Below are 21869 nucleotides of genomic sequence, written 5' to 3' on the forward strand. Positions count from 1 at the left end.
GATCTTCAGAAATCGGCGACGGGATAGATTATTCATGCCAGCGACTCTCCATTGAAAGGGTTACATGTAGGTGTAACCTGCATACAGTGATTCGCATCACCTTCGTTATTTGGCGTTTCATCTGCTCACAACTCCATTACCGCTACTAACGCCGTAAGCCCAGTCCGGCAGGCGGCACCGCGGACTCAACGCCGCGCGGTATTGTCTAAAGTCGGCAAAGACGGCGGCCACACGAGGTTCGTTTGCGCGATGGCATTCGAGACACGCGCCGACGAGCAGAATCTGTCGCTGTTCTTCCAAACTGAATGGGCGCGCTCCTTTGCGTGTAGTGGTATCGCCCCTGGCCTCTCTCAAAAAGCCGATCCACGCATCCAATGGCAGGCCATCCTCGGGGCTCGTATCGAAAGCGGGAGTGAACTTCCAATTCGCTGTGCGGCCTGTGACGACATACCTCAATTCACCGCGGCCATAACCAAGGGCAGTGGAATTGACGTGGCACGACGGACAGTCTCTCGCTTGCGCAACGATAGTGTGGGCCGACGTCGGGGCAAACATTCGATGAAACTGCGGTCGACCTTTGCCATCGGGAAAATCCAAAGTTAAAGCCATTCCTGGAACGAAAGTGGTGATGCGCTCCGCCAGTTGCCCATCGGACATTCTGACCTGATGGACTCCCAATGCCGGCGTATCGCCCAGAAAAGTTCCAGCCTGCTCATCCCATGAACCGTTGACGTACTTGCCGGCAAGATGGTCCCAACCCTGCGTGGCGCGGTTGAACGAAGCGTGGCAATTGATACATTGCGGAGCCCACGCGGTATGACAGGCAGTGCAATCCAATCTCTCGTGGATGGAACCCGCGCAAACAGCCGCAACCGGCTTTGGCTTGAGCTGCTTTTGCGATCCGGCAAGAACGAGCGTGGGATGGCCGTCAGCATCGAGAAACACATTTGGGTAAGCGACTGACCCAGGCTTGGAGATCGCGAACCGCCTGCCCGGTTCATTCAGCTTGCGCATTGCTATCACTTCCTGCGTCTCCGGATCGAGTTGCTCGAATTGTTTTGCCGGGGTCGACACGGCCGCATGGCAGTCTGTGCACGAAGTCTTGACGGCATCTCTTTCGTGCGCGTGTACAGTTCCGTCTCCCATTACCTCCGAGGGCAAATGGCAGTCAATGCAGGTCATGCCTTTTTCAAAGTGAATATCGGCGGGATGCTTTTCGAAGATGCGCCCGTCAGCCAGTTGGCGAAATTGAGCGGGCCAACCGGAGGCAGCTTTCGCTGCCTTCTCATCCAACAGCGTTTCGTGCCAGCCTTCGTAATTGGTAGCGATGCGTCCCGAGCGGCTGTGGCATCCAAAGCAGGCTTGCGTCGGCACGTTAACAGGGATGTCCGGGTGGTGGAGAGGTCCCGCCGCCGCGCTGCTGCCAACGTGCAATTCAGCCTCGGACGCCGCATCGTAGCGAAGGTGGCAGGCGGAACAGCCGCCGCCCCGATCAATTTCATTGATCGGCCCTGGATGGGTCTTATCCTGTCCAAGATGGCAGGAGGCGCAGAGATTGCGAAGATGCGTGTCCGCAGGCGAGTGGTTCAATGCGGCAACGTCGTAGTGCTTATCCAGATCCGCATTTTCACCGAAGACAAACTTGTCGACCGCTACAACGCCACTCATGGTGTTCATCAAGGATCCGCGCACGCGGACTACCTGGTCTCCGTGACAGTTGGAGGCGCCGCAGGTCTGGTTGACAACAGACAGATTCCCCGGTGTCCGCGTCATTCCCGAATGGGCAAGAGTCTTATTAAGCGTCCACGGATTCCCAAGGTGGCAAGCAGCACAGCCCACCGTTCCGGGTTCATGCGCAGCGACAAATCCTGTCATGCCCTGATGACAGGCAAGACACCCCTCACGCCGCCCGTTGACGATGGGAACTTTCGTTATGAGCAGCGTAGCTCCTGGTGGAGCGTAGGCACGATACGAGAGAAAGTCGACCTCACTTGCCACCACTTTTGCCGGTCGAGTGAATTTCCATCCGTCGCCCCGCAGTCCCAGTCCTACCATCGTTAGGACCGCATAAGCGCAAACTGCAACCGCCATCGACCACTTCACACGGCATCGAAAGAATGAAGGAAGTCTCGGCAAAAGAATCAACAATCCCAAGCCCGCCAGCATCAACCAGACGGCCACCTGGGGCTTCGGCAGCCAGTGAAGAAGTTCCTGCAGTCCGACAAGATACCATGGTCCTTTTTCAACGGGAGCCATTCTCCATTCGAGTCCTGGGATAAGCAACAGAGAGAGCAATAGCAGAGGAGGCAGCGTCCATCTTGTCGCCCGCATCGTGGGCATGATGCGACGCGAATGCTCGATTGTGATGAGCCAGAGAATTATTGTTGCCGTGCAGGCGTGATGGAGATACACGGTCGTGAGGTCGGTGCTCGAGCCGGTAAGAAGTCGCGGCAGCGCCCCTCCCAGCAAGGGTACGAAGCCGAGAAGCGTTCGCAGAATCTGCAATGCCTGGATAGCGGCAGTATCTGCCCGTAAAAGAAACCCGGACAGCATGATGCCAGCGACCACGGGAATTGCAAGACTGAGCCGCAGCCAAACACCAAATCGCACCTTCGACTCGCTGCGCCGCAACAAGTGATCGACGATGTGCCCAAAAGACAGAGCGAAAAACGCCTGTGCAGACCAATAGTGCAAACTGCGCGCCAATATGCCGGCAGGGTTCTTCAACAAGACCAGAGCAAGCGAGTCCAGCGGCAGCGAGGGAATATACGCAGGCACAAGCATGATGCCCGTAGCGGCACAGATCACAAAGGCCGCGAGCGCTAGCATTCCCAACGGAGGAATTCGCTGCCACAGCCTGGTGATCACTTGCTTCATGCCAGCTCACTTCTTGAGAGTTACGCGCAACACTGCTTCCGCTCGGTCCAGTACAAATGGCAGTGGCTGCAGGTTGCGCATCGCAGGGCCATGCAGCACTTCACCACGCGCATTGAACCGCGAGCCATGGCACGGACACACAAGTTCGGCAGCTTCAGCGTGATTGATGCGGCAACCCAGATGAGGGCAGATCGATGAGACGACTGCCACTCCATCCGGGCTGGTAATCACGATCATCCGGTCGTAAAATCGGACCCCGTTGCCAATACTCAGTGGAACGGTAAGGGTGTCTTCCGCATTCTCAGGCAGCATCCCTGCGCGCTTTGCCAGCCCGTTCATTTGCCACAGAGCTGGCGCGGCAAGCGAGGCAAGTGCCGCTTTCAGAAAGAAACGCCGCTCCATCCCGCTTCGCATCTTTAAAAGCTCTTCGCCATGCCAATCGTGAATGAATTCTCCGACATTTTGCTGGTCACGCTCGTCCCCGGGATGGGTCCCTGCGCCGATATCCACGGGCCTGTAATCGAATTCTGGAAGGCGTGATAGTATGTTGCGTTCACATCCCAGCCGTGCACCTTCTGGACAATGCCGCCGGACAGGTGATGCTGGACAATCGCGGGTGCGGGCGTGTTGAAGAAGGTGTATTGCGCGGGCACCGGATTTTCGGAGTAGTTATAACCAACCATGAGTTTGGTCGATGATGTGACCTGTTGCTGCACGCCTCCACCCACCGCCCATATATTCCGCCACCCGAAGCCCGAGACTGCGCCGTCTGCGTCGTAGCCAACCTTGTCAAACCCGGCCGTGTTCTGGTAATCAAACCAGCGCGCATCGACACCGATGCGAGTGCCCTTGGAAGGCGTCAGGCCTACACCCATTGAGATCACTTGCGGCAGATTCATCTGAAACGTCATCTCGTGTGAAACGCCCGTTAAGTCCTTGCGATTCCATTTGAAATCCTGAAACCATATGGGAGAGTGATAAGCAAACCCAACGCTCGCGACCTTGTTGATTTCGTAGTGTAATCCGGCGTTAACTCCGAAGCCGAAGGCGGGAGCCTGATTCCCAGCTGACAAGTAGTACGGCATCGTGCTTCCTGCGGTGACAGGCGCATAAAATGGCGCGGGTATTACCTGCAACATCGAGAAGGCGGGCACAAGGGAAATGCCTGCTGAAAAGCGATCGCTGATTTGCCGCGACATACCTATTGGAACAGTAACCAGCATGTAGTTCGACCGAATGCGGCCAAACCCGAAGCCGTTAGGCGCTTGCGGCGTGAGGATGGGATTGGAAAAATCAGTGTTCTCTGGGTAGTCCACTCCGAAGCCGCTCACCGCAAGCATTGCGAAGTGATACGCGTTGTGGCTGTTCTCCGGGTGATAGATGAAGGCCAGTCCGGGCATGAACGACATGTCACGCTTGCTCTCTGTCGTCCCGCTCAGCGTAGCCCCGGGCATTCCCGGGCCAAAGGCATTGGCCTCGACAGTGCTGGAGAGCGAACGCCATGGCGCGAAGATGGTCAGGTGAAACTCAAGGCGATGCTTTTTGAAAAGCACTGTACAGGCAGGGTTCCAGGCGATTGATCCGGTCGCGTCCAGGCAGATACCGGTGTCGGCGCCTCCCATGGCCTCGTTCACAGGACCGGCGCCATGCAAAAAATGTCCGTCAGTGGCAAAAAGAGTGATTGGGCAAAGCAGCGGCAAAAGAACTGTCAGCAATCGGCGAGAAACTGCGTTCATCCAGTGATCGTGCGTTCTCATTCTCTCAACTTCCCCGCGAGACCCCTTAAGGTGCGCCACAGCATTCCTGCTCGGCGGAAACGAGGTCTCGCCAGAGAAGTGGTAGCAAGTGGATGGCCGAAGCGATTGGCGATTTAGAAAGAATCGTTTAGCTAATTTTCGAAGAAGATGTGCGACAAACCGTTGCAACGAATTGGTGCAAGGTGACGCGTTTTGTTGCCTGATCGGCTCGGTTAGTCTAGGCCGAGTTCCCTCATCCGCCGCCACAAGGTTGAGCGACTCAGCCCCAGTGCCCTGGCTGCATCCGCTCTCTTCCAATGATGTTTTTCGAGCGCCTCCAGGAAGCGCATCGCCTCCGGGCCTCCCGCCTGCGGAAGAGGCGACCTTGTTTCGAGTGCGTCCGTTGAGGTCCCGATTGAGTCTCTTCGAGCCGCAACCATCCCACCAGAAGACTTCAGAATCTCCTCCGGCAGATCCTCCGGCAAAATTGTCTCCCTCTTGGCGACTGCTACGGCGTACTCGATCACATTGGCCAACTCACGAACGTTTCCCGGCCACGAGTAATCAAGAAGAAGGCGCAACGCCTGCGGCGAAAGGCGCCGTACCAGCCCGTGTTGCGAGGTGGTGCGGTTTAGGAAATGGGTGGCCAGGGGAGGAATATCCTCGCGGCGCACCCGTAGCGGCGGAACTTCGATGGGCACGACGCACAACCGGTAATAGAGGTCCTCGCGCAGCCGTCCCTGGCGCAGCGCCACGCGCAAATCGATGTTGGTGGCGGCGATAATGCGGGCCTGGGTAGTTCTTGTCGAGCTTTCGCCTACGCGTTCGTATTGGCGCTCTTGTAGAACACGCAGCAGTTTGACCTGTAGCTGGGTTGGCAGATCACCGATTTCGTCGAGGAAGAGAGTGCCGTGCGAGGCGAGTTCGAAGCGCCCGGTACGATCGCGCACCGCACCCGTAAATGCCCCGCGGACATGGCCGAACAGTTCCGACTCCAGCAGATCTGCGGGCAGTGCCGCACAGTTGACAGCAACAAATGGTCCGCCGCTGCGCGTTGAATTCTGGTGGATAGCGCGGGCGACCACTTCTTTGCCTGTGCCGCTTTCACCTGTGATGAGTACAGTCGCTTCACTATGCTGCAGGGCCTCCACCAGCCGGAAGATGCGTTGCATGGCCGACGAGCAGGCAACCGCACCGGAGCAGAAGATAGGTGCGTCGGGACATTCTTCCTCCTCATCCGCCGGCCGCAGCAGGATCAGATAGCGCACCAGCGGGTCGCAGATTCCTGAGTTGTCCGCAAGCAACGGAGCGGTTGTAATCGAGACCAGGCGCGGTCCGGAATTGCCGAACTTGAGCGTGGCACGCCAGCCTTCGCGCATTTGCTCGGCGAGCAGCGCCTGACGCAATTGGCCGGCGGGGCCAAAAAGATCGGTTCCCAGCAGTTCCTCAATAGGACGCCCCCGCAAGGCCGCTGCAACTCCATCACCCAGGAATTCGTTCAGGAGGTTCGAGACATGCACAATCCGAAATGAGGGATCGAGACAAATGAAGGCTCGGCCGACGGACGCCAGCGCGCGCGTAATCCCGTGCAGTGCGGCCTGTGTAAGAGGATTTACAAGCGGTTCGCACGCAAGTGCAGATTCCATTTCTACAATCAGAGCCATGCACCAAGATCCTTCCTGCCGAAGACAAAGCTCAGAACCGCTGATTCTAGACCCCGATTTGCGTGGATTCAGTGTCCGACAACACAAACCCGGCCGAAGCCAAACACAGGGTTCGTCTTCGTGGAGATCGGCGCCGGATGACTCGGAACCGTTGCGGCCCCAGCGCACTTCTACTTATGCAAATGCTTTTCTCTGCCGATCAACAGCATCATTCTCAGGTTGATGCTCAAGAACCGCCATAACTGCCAAGGAAGGAACGTTCGCATGAAGAGCGTGAAACGCGTTGGTTGCGTCGCGTACACATTGGTGTTGATTCCACCCGCCGTCATTTCATTCTTTCCGTTATTCAATACATCGACGCGCGCCATAGTTACTCCGGAATTGCTCGCCAACCCATGCGCAGATGCGCTTTATAAAGAAACATGTAGTGCAGAAGCAGCTTGATCCAATGTCCTGCCAATCCGATTTCCCCGGTTGTATATTTCAGGTCGCGGCCGTACTTGGGATAGCGATCGTAATCAGGCACGATGGGAAATACCGTCATCGAAGCCGCAGTGCCCTTGAACAAGCTTGCCCCCGAGGAGGCAACGCAGGCCGCCCCCAACTCAGCCATCGACGCGGCGTGGAGTGGACCCATCTTTCCCAAAACCTTATCCGCAATGCTGCGGGCAACCACCCTTCCGATAGTGGCGGAAGGCATGCCTGTGCGCGGCGCGGTCGCATAAATCGGCGTGCCGCTCGGGCTTGTATGCGGGCGTGAGATCGGGTGCGGTGGCGCAAATGCGATACCTGCGGCAAAGATGTTGTCATACGAAGGGCACTGATAGGTCCGGGGCCAGTCCGCCGCTTTCCAATCCTCATAAGGCCTCTGGGTGTAGTTGGCATCCACCTTCATGAATCCGTTGGGCGCGAACAGTTGAGCGGTGATATCTCCGCCTGAGCCGTCGAACGCCCGCAACCCTACGCCTGCGAAGGGCGGCAGCAGCATCGCCATGTCAAAGGTCAGCTCATGCTCCTCACCCGTCAGCGTCTCGTAAAACAGTCGTCCATGCTCCACCTTGCGCACATGCGCGCGGGTGATGGACCAAATATCTCGTTCTGCCAGAACTGACTCGGTGAAGATGTTGGTGGGCGTGATATATCCATTGCGGCGGATGAATGCGCCATCCATGCCGAAGTCGCCCAACTCATATTCATTGGTCAGGAAAATGACCTCGGCTTTGTCCCGTACGCCATGCTGCCGCAATTCGAATTCCAGGTTCACCACATACTCGAACGCTGCTCCCTGGCACGTACACATGCCGTGGCCGGTTCCGATCACAAAGCGGCAGCGTTCTCCTTGTTTCATTCGATCGACCAGCGCGAGGAACGTTTTGGCCGCTTCTACAGCGTGATCCGGCGTGCAGACCGATACGGTGTGTTTGCCCGGCCCCAGCCCTTCCGTAGCAGCAAAGTTCAGTTTGGGACCAGTCGCATTGATCAGATAGTCATAGGTAATCGGTTTGCGTTCCATCGTCTGTCCCGAACGCTTCTCTTCGACCACGACATACGGACTGGCGATGTCAGCGCTTCCTTCCGGATGAATCTCGATGGCGCGGGCCTGCTCAAAGCGGATACCCGCACGGCTGTACACAGGCGCCAGTGGGAACGAGACCTGCTGCTCCGTCATTAACCCCAGGCCCAGCCAGATATTGGAAGGAACCCAGTTGTAATAGGTCTGAGGAGAAACGACAACTACTTCGTGCGATCTGTCCAGCCACGTACGCAGATAGGAGGCTGCGGTATGACCAGCGATCCCGGCACCCAATACGACCACTCGCGACATGCTTTCGTCGTTTCTGGCACGGCTGCACTCGCCGCGAGGGATCCGGTTTGCTAGGGCCGAAGCGATTGCGACGCTGCTGCGTCCGCCAAGGAATGTTTTGCTGCAAAGTAGTCTGAGAGAGACACGCGTCTATTGTCAACATCTCTACGCCGACCGGATCAAGTTCGCGTCAGCTTGGTCAGGACGAACTGCTTGTTCTGACTGCCGGTTTGCGTTGCTTCTTTCGCGTCTCTCTTACAAAGTGGGCCATCGATCCTGAGAGTTTCTCCAGCACTACCGCCCATTCCTCGAGATGCTTCTCGCCGTCCTTCGTCAGCTTGTAAACACGACGTGCCGGACCCCCACCTCCTGTTTCCCACGCCGACTTCACGTTGCCGTTCTTTTCCAACTGCCGGAGAGTTCTGTACAGCGCTGCCTTGTCGATTTCGGCATCAGTGAGCGCATGTTCCTGCAGATCGGCGCAAAGATCGTAACCGCACGAGCGCACCTTTTTCTTCAGCAGAAGCAGCACGACCGGCTCAACGAAGCGGTATAGATTGCCCATCCCGCAGGAGCAAGGATATTTCCCGCCATGACGTGCACAGATTCTTCTTTGCATTAAGCTCTCCGTAGATGTCAGTAGTATATAGATGTTGATTACATCAAAACGAATACAATATACGTTAAAACACCCTGACCGAACTGTTCTGAATAAGCGAAATGTGACCTGCGTCATAGCCCACAAGATAGGCGATCATACACGCTCATATTTTGAGAGGCCTCGATTGAGACCTCAGCGGCACGGTTGCGAACGGTCGTGCGGCTCTCGTTCGCTGGCCCCCCGATTGAAACGCACGCGACCAGCGCGAATGCCAGCGGGGCAGTTTTGTGGAGAACCATGGATAAGAAGCGAGTACTCATTGTGGGAGGAGTCGCCGGCGGGGCGACCTGTGCCGCGCGTTTGCGGCGGCTGGATGAAGGCGCAGAGATTATTGTGCTTGAACGGGGACCGTACGTCTCGTTTGCCAACTGCGGCTTGCCCTACTACGTGGGCAATGTGATTAACGACGAAGCAAAGCTCCTGTTGGCCTCACCCGCATTGTTCCGGGAGCGCTTCAACATCGAAGTCAGGACGCTGAACGAAGTCAGCGGGATCGACCGCGAGGCCCGTACCATCGCTGTGCGCGATCTCGTCACAGGGCGAGAGTATTCCGAGCATTACGACGCGCTCGTGTTGTCTCCCGGTGCAGCCCCCATTCGCCCATCGTGGCCTGGAATCGATCTACCAGGAATCTTCACGCTGCGGTCCATTCCCGACAGCCGGGAGATTCGCGATTGGATCGAATCGAGAAGTCCTCGCAGAGCCGTAGTGGTCGGCGGAGGCTTCATCGGCTTGGAAATGGCGGAGAACCTCGCACATCGCGGTATTGCCGTTACGATCGTCGAGCTGGCCAACCAGTTGATGCCACCGCTCGATCCGGAAATGGCGGAGTACGCGCGGCAACAAATAGAGTCTCACGGAGCGGGCCTGCGCCTGGGCGATGGAGTGGCAGCGTTCGAGCAGTCTGGCAACGGGACCCTGATTGTGCATACACAGGGGGGAGCCCCGTTTGATGCGGATCTGATCGTTCTTGCGATCGGTGTGCGCCCTGAAACAACGCTTGCGCGTAATGCGGGTCTTGAAATCGGCCAGCGCGGCGGCATTCGTGTCGATAGTCAGCTACGCACAAGCGACCCGCGCATCTGGGCAATCGGAGATGCCGTCGAGATCAAAAACCTTCTCACGGGTCGGTGGGAGCTTGTTCCGCTCGCGGGACCGGCGAATCGCCAGGGACGCGTGGCTGCGGATGCGATCTGCGGGCGCGCTTCACATTTTGAAGGCGTCCAGGCCACTGCCGTCTGCGGCTTTTTCGGATTGACCGTGGCGCTTACGGGCGCAACGGAGAAAGCGCTCCGGAGCGCCGGCATCAAGGACTACCAAGCCGTTTATCTGCACCCCAATCAGCACGTCGGCTATTATCCCGGAGCGCAGGCCATCCACATGAAGCTCCTGTACCGCAAGTCGGATGGACGCGTGCTCGGCGCGCAGGCCGTAGGCGAATCGGGCGTGGAGCGCCGCATCGATGTGATTGCAACCGCAATCAAGCTGAAGGCCACCGTGTTTGATCTTGAAGACATGGAGTTGTGCTATGCGCCTCAGTATGGTGCCGCCAAAGACCCGGTGAATCTTGCCGGCATGATCGCCGCCAACGTGCTGCGCGGAGACGCAGAAATTGCACCATGGTCCGAACTAGGCTCATCTGATGCGTTCGTACTCGATGTTCGCGAACCGCAAGAGGTTCAGGCCGGTTCCATTCCCGGTTCGGTCAACATCCCTCTCGGCCAATTGCGCATGAGGTTGAACGAGCTGCCGCCATCCGGAGAGATATGGGTAACTTGCGGAGTTGGGCAGCGCGCCTACTACGCATGCCGCATCCTTGCTCAACATGGCTTTCTCGCGCGAAACCTTTCAGGAGGATACAGCACGTATCGTGTCCTGCACCCGGAAATAGAACAAGAGGCAGGTGCCCTGGCCGAAAATCTGGTTCTAATCGCATCGGCGGAGAAATGAAGATTAAAAAAGAAGAAGCCATACCTCAAGAGCACGACGGCGCCTCATCGGTAGCTCGAATAGCGGCACGCACGCAGTCATCCTGCTTTGCCTGCGGAGCCGACAACCCGCACGGGCTACGGCTACGCTTCGAAAAGAATCAAGCCGGAGAAATGACTGCCGAGTGGATTCCCTCGTCGTCCACGGAAGGATTTGACGGTATTGTGCATGGAGGCATTGTCAGCACTGTACTGGATGAGGCCATGGCCAAGGCCGTCGTTTCTGCTCAGTTGGAGGCGCTTACAGCGGAGCTTCGCGTCCGCTTCCGCCGGCACGTCGCCTCTCTAAGCAAGGTGCAAATTCGGGGATGGATCGAGAGCCGGAATAAGCGTGTGATCAAGACAGAAGCCGCGTTGATCGGAGCCGATGGGACAGAGCTCGCTCACGCGTGGGCGTCATTCCTGATGCTAAAGTAGCTAGCCCAGTCGCATCGCCATCATGCAAGTCAGTTCGAAACATCGGGCCTCCGCCTCCGTCTCGGCCATCGACGAGTGCAGGAAAGCATCGCGTTTGTTGTCTGCTTCATCCTGCGGGCGCTTGATCATGAATGCGCCCCGCATGATGAGTGGCGTAATCAGTGTTGTGAGCAGAACCACGGTGACCATAACGGCAACTTCCGGGCATTGAAGATACCCGTGCTCGCGCCCATTGCGGTCACAATCAACCCCACTTCACCGCGTGAAATCATCCCGCAGCCAACCCGACGGGCTTCATGCCGAATTCCATCATCCACGAATCGCTTTCGACCCGAAATCAGATGGTGGAATCATAAACTGGGTCCGAATTTGGCCGCTCGTCGAGTGCTCCCTTTTCTGGTTTACGCGCCGGAGTCTCCGAGCCCGAGTTGCGTGGTGCAATGACCTGCTCGATTGTCGGGTCACTTATCAGGCACAGTGCAAAATGTGAAGCTAGAGGCGAAACGTCGTCTATTGGAACCGAGACATACAGGTAGAGTTCCTGATCTTTGAGTGCTCCGAGCGAGAAGGCGGCCGGTGTTCTTAGTAAATGCCAATGTGCATTGGCGACAGAAGTACTCATTGAGACGCCGGGCAACTCGAGTTATTTAGGCCTCCTGAATTTACCCAGCGCACTCCGATGACCGCTCGGCATCCGCGCCACATCGCCAGCCGGCATGCGGTTTGACAGCGCGTTGGCGTCCTCATCCAGCGCCACTTGGACCAGAACTTGGGCATGCGTGTCGAAAACGTCCAGTTGAACCGATAAACGTATTGACTCGCCAGCCGGACAGCCAGGTAATCAAGAACTCGGGCAGAACGCAACCGCGCCGGAGAAGCAGTTTCGAAAGAACTAGTCAGGGAAACGAAAGGAGGCTTATGCCGAGCGCAATCATCGAAAAACAGGAAACCGGCGCCGTTGCCGCCGGAGGCGGCCCGCAAAAGCAGCAGGTCAGCGAAAAGATCGCAGGCACGGTCATGGAAAAGAAGGAAACTGGCTCTTTTGCCGCCGACCAGCGCGTCGGAAAGTATCTGACCTTCCTGCTGGGGCGCGAAGAGTTCGCAATCCGGGTCTTGAAAGTGAGAGAAATCATGGGCATTCAGGACATCACGGCAGTACCGCAGACGCCCGGATACGTCAAGGGCGTGATCAACCTTCGGGGCAAGGTGATCCCGGTGGTGGATCTGCGCCTGAAGTTCTGTTTGCCGGAAATGGAGTACACACAGCGGACCTGCATCATCGTAGTTCAGGTACAGAACGCAGGTGTTTCTCTGCAGACTGGAATCGTGGTAGATGAAGTTTCCGAGGTGCTGAATCTGGCCGCCAGCGACATCGAAGATACGCCGGACTTTGGAGAAGGCGCGGCTGCGGCCACCAGCTACCTGCTGGGCATGGCCAAGGTAAAAGGCAAAGTGAAAATCCTGCTCGACATCGATCGGGTGTTGAGCAGCCAGGAACTGCACGGGCTGGACGCCCTGGCGCAGGCGTAACCCGGAAAAGGAAAGAGGAGAGGACACCATGTTTGCACAAATGACGATCGGAAAGAAGTTGGGATTCAGCCTGGGCGCCCTAATGGTCCTAACGCTTGGCCTTGGCGCCAGCGCCTGGTATGCGATCAGCGGCCTTAGCGCGGAACTCGACACCGCCGTAAATAAGACGGCCGTGAAACTCGATAAGAGCAACGCCTTATCGAAACGCCTATATTCGATTTCTTCTGCGAACCGCGGCATCATGCTCGGCTACATGAACCACGACGACCAGTTCGTGGAAACGAATGTACGCGAAATAGAAGACGCCAAGAAGCGCGTCGGAGAACAGATAACCGAGATTCGTCCGCTCCTGCTGACGACTGACTCAAGGAATGCCCTTGATGGTATCGAGCGAAATTTCTCCGGATACGTAGGATTGCTCAACCAGTATCAAGAACTCGGCAAACAGGGCAAATACGCCGAAGCCCACACTCTCATGAAGGAGAAGATGGTTCCCAATGTCATCGACACGAATGAAAAGACCGATTCGATCATCGCAAAGAACCGCGAGTTTCTGACTGACTCGAAGAAGACCGCGGAATCGATCACTTCCAGCAGCCGCTGGCTGGTGTGCCTCGTCCTTGGTTTCACGTTGCTTATCGGCGTTTCCGTGGTGTTTGTTCTGCGGATGATTAACGCCAGCCTGCGAGGAGCGGTGAGCGAACTCGCTGAGGGTGCCGGCCAGGTGGCCAGCGCGGCAGGCCAGATTTCTTCGTCCAGCCAATCGCTGGCTCAGGGCGCTTCCGAGCAGGCAGCATCACTCGAAGAGACTTCGGCTTCGAGTGAGGAAATCAACTCCATGGCTCGCAAGAATGCCGAGAACTCGCAGGCCGCCAACGGATTGGTGACCCAATCGCAACAGAAGTTCAGCGAGACCAACCAGTCACTGGAATCCATGATAGTGGCCATGAGCGACATCAAGACCTCCAGCGACAAGGTCGCGAAGATCATCAAGGTGATCGATGAAATCGCCTTCCAGACCAACATCCTGGCGTTGAATGCTGCCGTCGAAGCGGCGCGCGCAGGCGAGGCGGGCATGGGCTTCGCGGTGGTAGCCGACGAGGTGCGAAATCTCGCGCAACGTTGCGCACAGGCGGCCAAGGACACGGCTGCCCTGATCGAGGAATCGATCATCAAGTCGAACGATGGCAAGACCAAGGTTGATCAGGTGGCGGTGGCTATCCGCGCCATTACCGAGGAATCGGCGAAGGTGAAGACGTTGGTGGACGAAGTCAGCCTGGGTAGCCAGGAGCAGACGCGCGGCATTGAGCAGGTCGCCAAGGCGCTGACGCAGATGGAGCAGGTAACACAGCAATCGGCAGCAAACGCCGAGGAGAGCGCTGCGGCCGCCGAGGAACTCACGGCGCAGGCTTCCACGCTGATGGAAGTGGTGCACCAGTTGAGCTCTATGGTTGGCGGGGGAGAAGCTAACGATCGCAACCATGGGACGCAAGTCGCGTGGCAAAATTCTTCTTCTCATCCGCTCGTGCACAAGACGGCGCCGAGGGGCCCCAAGGTTCACGCGTCCGCGTTTCAAACCCTCAAGCCTCTGGCCGACAAAGCCGATCCATTTCCCATGGAGGCGGACTTCAAGGCGATGGTGTAAGCAACCCAGGCAAAAAACGACTCTCCTATCAACTCGACACGGTTCCGTGCAGTTTCTCAGCAGCACGGAATCGCGCAGAGCGTCAACGAGGCACAAAAGGAAGATGCGCCCTTATGTCAATGGATCGGAAACCAGCAGGGACAACGGCAAACCTTAGCCAGCTCCTGGAAGAACTGGCCACCAAAGTCGTGTTAGGCGACACGGATGGTGAGCAGTGGTCTGCTTTATTGGAGGGTGTGCGCCGCGAAGCAGAAACGGCGGGACGGCCGACTGTCGCGCGAATCGCCGCCGAGGCGCTGGAGGCGCTTCCCGAGGCGACGGCCAACAGCCACGAAGCTGTCCTGTCAGAAAGCATCGTGCGTATGCAGCAGGCTCAGGCAAACGATGGAGCAGAGTCGGCCTCTCCCAGCGTGACCGACGAGCCCTCGGCGTCGTCCCTACCCGCTCCAGCGAGTGTTCCTCTTGGGGAAGACAAGGAATTGATCGGCGACTTCATTCTGGAATCCCGCGACCATTTGACACAGGTCGAAATTCAGATAATGACCCTCGAAAAGGATCCGAGTGACAGCGAGGCAATCAACACCGTTTTTCGTGCATTTCACACCATCAAGGGCCTTGCCGGTTTCATGGATCTCAACGACATTCGTGAGGTTGCGCACGAAACCGAAACGTTATTGGATCTCGCCCGCAACCACGAACTGCGGATTACTTCGGTGGTCGCCGATGTGGTGCTCGCCGCAGCCGATTTTCTAAAAATCTGGCTCAAGCGTCTGGAGACAATGCTCGCGGGCGGCGATGCGGGTGAGACACCGGAGAAGCTGGCCTTGCTGGAGAGCATTCGCCACGGAGCGCTCTGCAAACCTGATGTTGTAGTTGCAGTGACCGAGCCCGATGAGGAACCCGGCGATTCCGAAACTAAGCTCTCTGATAGACGAAAAGCATCTTCGCCTGAGTGGACCGGACCCGAACGGCGCAGCGGAGGCGGCGACCGGAGAACTGCGGCAGACGAGACACGCTCGGTTAAAGTGGACACCGCAAAACTTGACTTCCTGGTGGACATGGCGGGGGAGATGGTGATCGCCCAATCCATGGTCCAGCATCATCCGGAACTGGCAGCCCTGCACAGCCCGGCCGTCCTCCGAAGCCTGGCCCAGCTTGCGCGCATAACCGGCGACCTGCAGAAAACTGCCATGTCAATGCGCATGGTGCCGGTGGGCGGACTCTTTCAAAAAATGAGCCGCCTCGTGCGGGACCTGGCGCGCAAAGCGGGAAAACAGATTGATATGGAGGCGATCGGCGCGGAAACAGAACTGGATCGCAACGTGGTTGAGGAACTCGCGGACCCTTTGATGCACATGGTTCGCAACGCCGCCGATCACGGCCTGGAACTTCCCGAAGAACGCCGCGCCGCAGGCAAGGATCTCACAGGACGCATTCGCCTCCGCGCCAGTCATCAGGCAGGCCATATCGTCATTGAAGTCACCGATGACGGGCGCGGGTTGGATCGCGAGAAGATTCTGGGGAAAGCGAAACGCATGGGCCTCGTCGATGACGGGGCCGGCCTCTCCGACACTGAAGTTTTCAACCTCATCTTTCACCCCGGTTTTTCCACCGCGGAGAAAATCACTGACGTCTCCGGGCGCGGCGTTGGCATGGATGTAGTGAAGAAGCAGATCCAGAAACTGCGTGGGCGCGTCGACATCGAATCGGTGCCCGGAAAAGGATCGTCGTTCTTTCTGCGATTGCCTTTGACGCTTGCCATGATTGACGGACTGGTAGTCGGCGTGGGCCGCGAGCGATACGTGCTTCCGATCTTCTCGGTGCGCGAAATGCTGCGGCCCTCAGCCGAGATGGTATTCACAGTTGAAAACCGGCAGGAGATGGCGATGGTGCGCAATAGCTTGCTGCCGATCGTGCGCTTGTATAGGCGCTTCGGCGTGGCGCCGCGCTCGGAACTGGCGACCGAAAGTCTTTTGATCGTGGCTGAGGCCGCCGGCAAATCCTTCTGCCTGATGGTGGACGAATTGATCGGCAAGCAGGAAGTGGTCATCAAGAGTCTGGGTGAAACCCTGAAGGACATTCCCGGTGTCGCTGGCGGTGCCATCCTGGGCGATGGACGGGTCGGCCTGATTCTGGATCTTGAGGGGATCTTCCACGCGAGGGCCAAATGATAGATATAGCCGCGGCATCCGCGCTCGCGGAGACGCAAATCGTCTCCCAACCGTTGGCGCTTAAACCGAAGGAATTCGCAACCATCTCCGCTCTGGCGCGCGAAGAGTTCGGTCTGGAATTAGGCAAGGGCAAGGAACAGTTAGTGGCCGCGCGGGTGGGGAAGCTGATGCGGAAGCTCGGCTTCACCATATTTCGCGATTACTACCAGCATGTGCAAGGCGACCGCACGGGCGAAGCCCTGGTGGAGCTAATTGACGCGCTCACCACGAACCACACCAGCTTTTTCCGCGAACGGGCGCATTTCGACTTCCTGGTTCACAGAGTTTTCGCTGAACAGCAGGCACCCGGCCCCATCCGCATCTGGAGCGCTGCCAGTTCGACCGGCGAAGAGCCCTACACCATCGCACTCACAGCACGAGAGCACCTGGGAGTGCAAAGCCCAGTACTGCCTCGCATTTTGGCCACCGATATTTCCACTCGCGTGCTGGAAACCGCTCGCAAGGGAATATACAAAGCAAACCGCTTCGAGAACGGTCTTAGTCCTTGGCTACGGAAACACCTCCTGCGCGGGGAAGGTCGGTGGGAAGGCTGGTACCGGATGCGGCCCGAGATACTCGGAATGGTCGAATTTCGGCGCGTCAATCTTATTGAGCCGCTGCCGGATATTGGCCGTTTCACGCTGATCTTCTGCCGCAATGTGATGATTTATTTCAGCCGCGAGACACGGGAACAGCTGGTAAATCGCCTGGCCGCCTGTCTTGAGCCGGGTGGATATCTTTTCGTGGGCCACTCGGAGAGTCTCACCGGAATGCAACATGGCCTGCAGCAAATTCAGCCGGCGATTTATCAGAAGCGAGGCGGGAAAAAATGAGGCAGCTCGTGGTGGGGGTGGGAGACGGAGGAGTCAGCCGCGATCCAGATGTTCTCATCGTGACCTATGCCCTTGGATCCTGTGTCGCGGTGATGCTGCACGATCCCGTTACAAAGGTGAGCGGAATGGTGCATTACATGCTCCCCGAGTCGACAATGTCTAGCGATAGGTCTTCCGCCCGTCCGTGGATGTTCGCGGATACCGGCATCTCATGTCTTCTGCGTGCCACGCTCGACCAGGGAGCGGATAAGCGGCGGTTAGTGGTCTTCGCGGCTGGCGGCGCGCAGGTGATGAACGACACCGGCATGTTCAACATCGGCAAGCGCAACTGTCTGGCTCTGCGAAAGGCACTATGGAAATTCGGGCTGGTTCCTCATGCCGAGGAGACAGGCGGGACCGTCGCTAGAACGGTCCGTATGGAAGTTGGCACCGGCCGGGTGTGGCTGCAGACACCCGGCGATCAGCCAAAAGAAATGAATGCACGGCCATCGGCCACCCAACAAAGGCCGGAGGAAGGAGAAAAACGATGGCGCTGAACATCATGATCGTCGATGATTCGCCCGTGATGCGAGCCTTCATCCGTAAAGTCGTCGGCCTTACCGGGCTCGACGTAGGAGAGTACTGCGAAGCAGGGGACGGGGAAGAAGCGCTGAAGTCCCTCGGAGAGCGATGGGTGGATCTGGTCTTGACCGACATCAACATGCCCAACATGAACGGAGAAGAGTTTGTCCGGCACATGGAAAACGACGACCTGTTGCGATCCATTCCGGTGATTGTGGTCTCGACCGACTCCAGTCACAGCCGCGTTCAACAGATGCTCGCGCTCGGGGCCAGGGGATACGTAAGCAAACCATTTCTTCCCGGAGCGCTGCGCGACGAAGTCGAGAGGGCGCTGAGGGGGGCAAATGACTGAGCTGAACTTTGACCGGTTAATCTCTGAAACGGTCGATTCGGTGTTGGAGACAATGTTCTTCTCTGCAACCTGGGGTCCGGCGGACCCGGAGTTCGGCGGCGCAGTTCTGGAGTCTCGCTTGGCGTTCCACGGTCGTCCTTCCGGAACCTTTAACGTATGTGTTTCCGAGCCGTGCGCGAGACTTCTTGCCGGCGGTTTTCTCGGCGAAGACGAGGATAGCCTCACGGACTCGCAGACCGGTCAGGTGGTCTGCGAATTGGCTAACATGTTGTGCGGATCCTTGCTCAGTAAGCTGCAGAGCGACGAGAGTTTCGATCTTGCTTCTCCGGAACTGATTCCCTCCGGGAGAGAGATCGTCGCCGGTTCTGAGTTTGCTCCTGCCGCGCGGCAAAGCTATGAACTCGAAAAGGGCATCCTTACCGTCACGCTCCATCTGGAAGCGTCTGCATGACCTCCGAAACCAGAATCAGAGTTTTGATCGTGGACGATTCCGCCATCGTGCGCAAAGTGCTCACCGACGCTCTTTCGCGCGAAGCGGATATTGAGGTAGTGGGGACGGCTCCGGACCCCTTTGTTGCGCGCGACAAAATTCTTTCCTTGCAGCCGGATGTACTGACCTTGGATATCGAAATGCCGCGGATGGATGGCGTGACATTTCTCAAGAGGCTGATGCACTACCATCCGATGCCTGTGATCGTGATCAGTTCGCTGGGCACCGCATCCAGCCGTGCCGCCCTCGAGGCTCTTGAGGCAGGCGCCATCGATGTTCTCGCCAAGCCTGGCGGACCCCAATCAGTAGGCGACTTACGCTTAAGCCTCGCTTCCAAGATACGCGCGGCCAAGGTCGCCCGGGTAACGGCACCTCCTCCAATGGAAGCTGCGCCCATCGTCCGGCCCGCACGGATGCTGCAGGTGCAGCCGTTTCCTGCCTCAGCGGTGATCGCCATCGGCGCTTCCACCGGCGGAACCGAAGCGATTCAGAAAGTGCTCGTGGATCTCCCCGAGAATTGCCCCGGCATCGTCATCACGCAACATATTCCCGCCGTTTTCTCCCGCTCCTTCGCCAATCGTCTGAATGAAGTCAGCACCATTCGCGTCCGTGAGGCCGAAGACGGCGATCAGATCGAGCCAGGATTGGCTCTGGTGGCGCCCGGCAATTTTCACATGCTGCTCAAGCGTGCGGCCGCCGGATATCGCGTGGAAGTCAAGGACGGTCCCATGGTCTGTTTTCAGCGTCCGGCAGTAGATGTGCTCTTCCATTCCGTTGCGCAAGCGGCAGGATCGAACGCGACAGGCGTCATCCTCACCGGGATGGGTTCCGATGGTGCCCTTGGAATGTTGGCCATGAAAAAGGCAGGCGCTCGAACGATCGCTCAGGACGAAGCAACCTGCGTAGTCTTTGGAATGCCGAAAGAAGCAATCCTGCACGGCGGGGTCGACCGTGTGCTCCCTCTTTCAGCAATTCCCGGTGCGATTCTGTCTGAAGCCAGGCGTTAAAGCTCTGCTTATTGCACGCGGCTTGCTCGCTAGAACCAATCAGCCAGGCCACAGTTGAGATTGTTGCCAGCAGGATGTAGTTGGTCGGGAAGCAAGCGGAAGCCCAACGCTGTGCTTGTCATGTAAGGTTGAGGCAAAGGAGCGGTTTGATCTCAATCTATGCTCACCCGAATCAGAGTATGTCTCCTCCTGGCCCTGACCTCCGCCCCAAGCCTCTTCGGCGCCGATTTTCAAATGAAGGTGACCGACAAGAATTATCTCGATACTCAGGGTTTTAGCGTTTTTCTTTACGACAGCACGTACCATCCTGTTTTCGTAGACCAGAAGAACACGGCCATGGAGATGATTCTCCACGGCCAGCGCATCGCCACGAACGGCGACGTGCGCCTGATGCCGACACCCGAGCAGTGGGACCTGGTCGCGACTCTCAAAGGACGCCACGCCGATAAGGAGAACAACCGGCTCAGCGCCGACCTCGCGTTCCCGGCCTTCGATTTCAGTTACACGCTGGAAGTCGAAGCAGAACCAGGCGGCGTGAAGGTCAGCGTCAATCTCGACAAGCCACTGCCGCAGAAACTGGCCGGGCGGGCGGGGTTCAACCTGGAGTTCCTGCCTTCGATCTACATGGGGAAGGCTTACCTCGTAGACGGAACCAAAGCCGGTATCTTTCCGCGCACTCCGAACGATCCGATGGTCAAGGTGTTGCCGCTGGCGGATGAACCGAAAAAGGCTTACTACCTGGAAGACTGGGATAAGGCCAAGGGATACACGCAGCCGCTGCCGTTCGCTGAAGGCAAGAGCATCACCCTGGGGGTCGACGACGCGCTGGCCCGGGTCAACGTCGTGTCGGATACGGCAGACCTGATGCTGTTCGATGGACGCGACCGCGCGCAGAACGGCTGGTTCGTGTTGCGTTCGCTGATTCCTTCGGGCAAGACCACCGGCGCCATCGTGTGGCACATCCGGCCCGACGTGATTCCGAACTGGACGCGACCGCCGATGATCGCGCACAGCCAAGTCGGTTATGCACCGGGTTTCCAAAAGGTGGCGGTGCTCGAACTCGACCCGAAGTACAACGGCCCGAAGACGGCCAGAGTGCTGCGCCTGATGGAGGACGGATCTTACAAGCCGGTGTTCGAGGGCCCGATCACGCCTTCAACGCCCTGGCTCCGCTATGTCTATTCGAAATTCGACTTCACCCCCGTGAAGGACCCGGGCTTGTACGTAATCGAGTACGCGAACCAGCGTACCGCGCCCTTCCCCATCTCCAAGGACGCTTACGCGAACATCTGGCAGGACAGCTTGGACCATCACCTTGCGGAGCAGATGGATCACGTTTCCGTTCGCGAAGGCTACCGCGTGTGGCACGGCGCTTCGCATCTCGATGATGGCCGGATGGCGCCTGTGGTTGGGGAGCAATTCGACGGCTGGAATCAGGCTACGGCAACCGATGGGAAGTTCAAAGGTGGCGATCACATTCCTGGGATGAATGTGGGCGGCTGGTACGATGCCGGCGACTTCGACCTCGAAGAGCCAGCGCAACTCAGCGTGATTCAGAGTCTGGCCCTGGCGTATCGCGAATTCAATCTCAAGTACGACGAACTCACAGTGGATGAAGTCGGTCGTGAGGTCGAGATGCACCGTCCCGATGGCGTGCCGGATACGGTCGAGCAAGTCAAACACGGCGCACTGCTCATCCTGGCGCAGTTCCACAACATCGGCCACGCGATTCGCGGCACTCACGAACCAGATCTTCGCCAGTACACGCACCTGGGTGATGGAGCTTCGAAAACCGATGGTCGCATCTATGACCCAAAGCTTGGTCCGAACGAAGTGAAGGGCGACTACTCCGGTAAGCCCGACGACCGCTGGATCTTCACCACAAACAACCCGTATTTCCAGTGGAATGCAATCGCAGCGCTGGCTGCGTCGGCCGATGTGCTGAAAGGCTGGGACGACGCATTATCGAAAGACTGCCTCGAGACCGCGATCAAAGCATGGAACGACGAGAGGGCTCACCCAATGCCGAATCCGACGCGCAGTGGCCCAGGCGGAGCGGCTCCGGCCGGTGCTCCCGCCGGTGGCGTGCTGGCT

The 21869-nt window shown here is 57.8% G+C and carries 20 protein-coding genes; 11 read left to right on the forward strand and 9 right to left on the reverse strand.

Annotated elements, in window-relative coordinates:
* Positions 1-117: 117 nt before the first annotated feature.
* The 7 genes from WA354_RS13025 to WA354_RS13055 form a co-directional block, all read right to left on the reverse strand.
* A complete protein-coding gene (locus WA354_RS13025; protein WP_472813443.1) occupies positions 118-2877 on the reverse strand; it encodes a hypothetical protein in 2760 nt (919 codons plus the stop codon).
* 6 nt (positions 2878-2883) lie between these two features.
* Entirely contained in the window at positions 2884-3291 is a 408-nt protein-coding gene (locus tag WA354_RS13030; protein ID WP_472813444.1) for a Rieske 2Fe-2S domain-containing protein, read from the reverse strand.
* Between the two features lie 2 nt (positions 3292-3293).
* Positions 3294-4634, reverse strand: a complete 1341-nt coding sequence (locus WA354_RS13035) for an OmpP1/FadL family transporter (protein WP_472813445.1) — start codon at positions 4632-4634, stop codon at positions 3294-3296.
* Positions 4635-4846: 212 nt separating this feature from the next.
* The gene (locus WA354_RS13040) at positions 4847-6277 is read right to left on the reverse strand and encodes a sigma-54 interaction domain-containing protein (protein WP_472813446.1); all 1431 of its coding nucleotides are present in this window, start codon (positions 6275-6277) and stop codon (positions 4847-4849) included.
* A 170-nt stretch (positions 6278-6447) separates the two neighbouring features.
* A complete protein-coding gene (locus WA354_RS13045) occupies positions 6448-6645 on the reverse strand; it encodes a hypothetical protein (protein ID WP_472813447.1) in 198 nt (65 codons plus the stop codon).
* Between the two features lie 2 nt (positions 6646-6647).
* Positions 6648-8102: an NAD(P)/FAD-dependent oxidoreductase gene (locus WA354_RS13050; RefSeq protein ID WP_472813448.1), complete on the reverse strand. Its 1455-nt coding sequence runs from the start codon at positions 8100-8102 to the stop codon at positions 6648-6650.
* A 178-nt stretch (positions 8103-8280) separates the two neighbouring features.
* Positions 8281-8700 (reverse strand): helix-turn-helix transcriptional regulator, encoded by a 420-nt coding sequence (locus tag WA354_RS13055; RefSeq protein ID WP_472813449.1) that lies wholly within the window; start codon positions 8698-8700, stop codon positions 8281-8283.
* A gap of 279 nt (positions 8701-8979) precedes the next feature.
* Here WA354_RS13055 and WA354_RS13060 point away from each other — a divergent pair, with 279 nt between their 5' ends.
* Entirely contained in the window at positions 8980-10692 is a 1713-nt protein-coding gene (locus tag WA354_RS13060) for an FAD-dependent oxidoreductase (protein WP_472813450.1), read from the forward strand.
* Positions 10689-11147 carry a PaaI family thioesterase gene (locus tag WA354_RS13065; protein WP_472813451.1) on the forward strand — a complete coding sequence of 153 codons (459 nt, stop codon included), beginning with the start codon at positions 10689-10691 and terminating at the stop codon, positions 11145-11147. Before WA354_RS13060 ends, WA354_RS13065 begins: the two co-directional genes overlap by 4 nt.
* On the opposite strand, the gene WA354_RS13070 is transcribed toward WA354_RS13065, so the two are convergent.
* Together WA354_RS13070 and WA354_RS13075 are read right to left on the reverse strand one after the other, a co-directional pair.
* Entirely contained in the window at positions 11148-11336 is a 189-nt protein-coding gene (locus WA354_RS13070; protein ID WP_472813452.1) for a hypothetical protein, read from the reverse strand.
* A 148-nt stretch (positions 11337-11484) separates the two neighbouring features.
* A complete protein-coding gene (locus WA354_RS13075) occupies positions 11485-11769 on the reverse strand; it encodes a hypothetical protein (protein WP_472813453.1) in 285 nt (94 codons plus the stop codon).
* 296 nt (positions 11770-12065) lie between these two features.
* Between WA354_RS13075 and WA354_RS13080 the strand changes: the two genes are divergently transcribed.
* The 9 genes from WA354_RS13080 to WA354_RS13120 all read left to right on the forward strand — a co-directional run.
* Entirely contained in the window at positions 12066-12677 is a 612-nt protein-coding gene (locus WA354_RS13080) for a chemotaxis protein CheW (protein ID WP_472813454.1), read from the forward strand.
* 28 nt (positions 12678-12705) lie between these two features.
* Positions 12706-14322: a methyl-accepting chemotaxis protein gene (locus WA354_RS13085; RefSeq protein WP_472813455.1), complete on the forward strand. Its 1617-nt coding sequence runs from the start codon at positions 12706-12708 to the stop codon at positions 14320-14322.
* Positions 14323-14441: 119 nt separating this feature from the next.
* Positions 14442-16493: a chemotaxis protein CheA gene (locus tag WA354_RS13090; RefSeq protein ID WP_472813456.1), complete on the forward strand. Its 2052-nt coding sequence runs from the start codon at positions 14442-14444 to the stop codon at positions 16491-16493.
* Positions 16490-17365 carry a CheR family methyltransferase gene (locus tag WA354_RS13095; protein WP_472813457.1) on the forward strand — a complete coding sequence of 292 codons (876 nt, stop codon included), beginning with the start codon at positions 16490-16492 and terminating at the stop codon, positions 17363-17365. Before WA354_RS13090 ends, WA354_RS13095 begins: the two co-directional genes overlap by 4 nt.
* A complete protein-coding gene (locus WA354_RS13100) occupies positions 17362-17901 on the forward strand; it encodes a chemotaxis protein CheD (RefSeq protein WP_472813458.1) in 540 nt (179 codons plus the stop codon). The genes WA354_RS13095 and WA354_RS13100 overlap by 4 nt, the downstream gene beginning before the upstream one ends.
* Complete coding sequence (locus WA354_RS13105) at positions 17892-18278, forward strand: response regulator (protein WP_472813459.1); 387 nt, start codon at positions 17892-17894, stop codon at positions 18276-18278. The genes WA354_RS13100 and WA354_RS13105 overlap by 10 nt, the downstream gene beginning before the upstream one ends.
* The gene (locus tag WA354_RS13110; protein ID WP_472813460.1) at positions 18271-18729 is read left to right on the forward strand and encodes a chemotaxis protein CheX; all 459 of its coding nucleotides are present in this window, start codon (positions 18271-18273) and stop codon (positions 18727-18729) included. Before WA354_RS13105 ends, WA354_RS13110 begins: the two co-directional genes overlap by 8 nt.
* A complete protein-coding gene (locus WA354_RS13115; RefSeq protein WP_472813461.1) occupies positions 18726-19775 on the forward strand; it encodes a protein-glutamate methylesterase/protein-glutamine glutaminase in 1050 nt (349 codons plus the stop codon). The genes WA354_RS13110 and WA354_RS13115 overlap by 4 nt, the downstream gene beginning before the upstream one ends.
* A 234-nt stretch (positions 19776-20009) precedes the next feature.
* A partial coding sequence (locus WA354_RS13120) for a glycoside hydrolase family 9 protein (protein WP_472813462.1) occupies positions 20010-21869 on the forward strand: 1860 nt, incomplete at its 3' end.

The organism is Occallatibacter sp., from assembly GCF_049802275.1.
Classification (GTDB): domain Bacteria; phylum Acidobacteriota; class Terriglobia; order Terriglobales; family Acidobacteriaceae; genus Telmatobacter.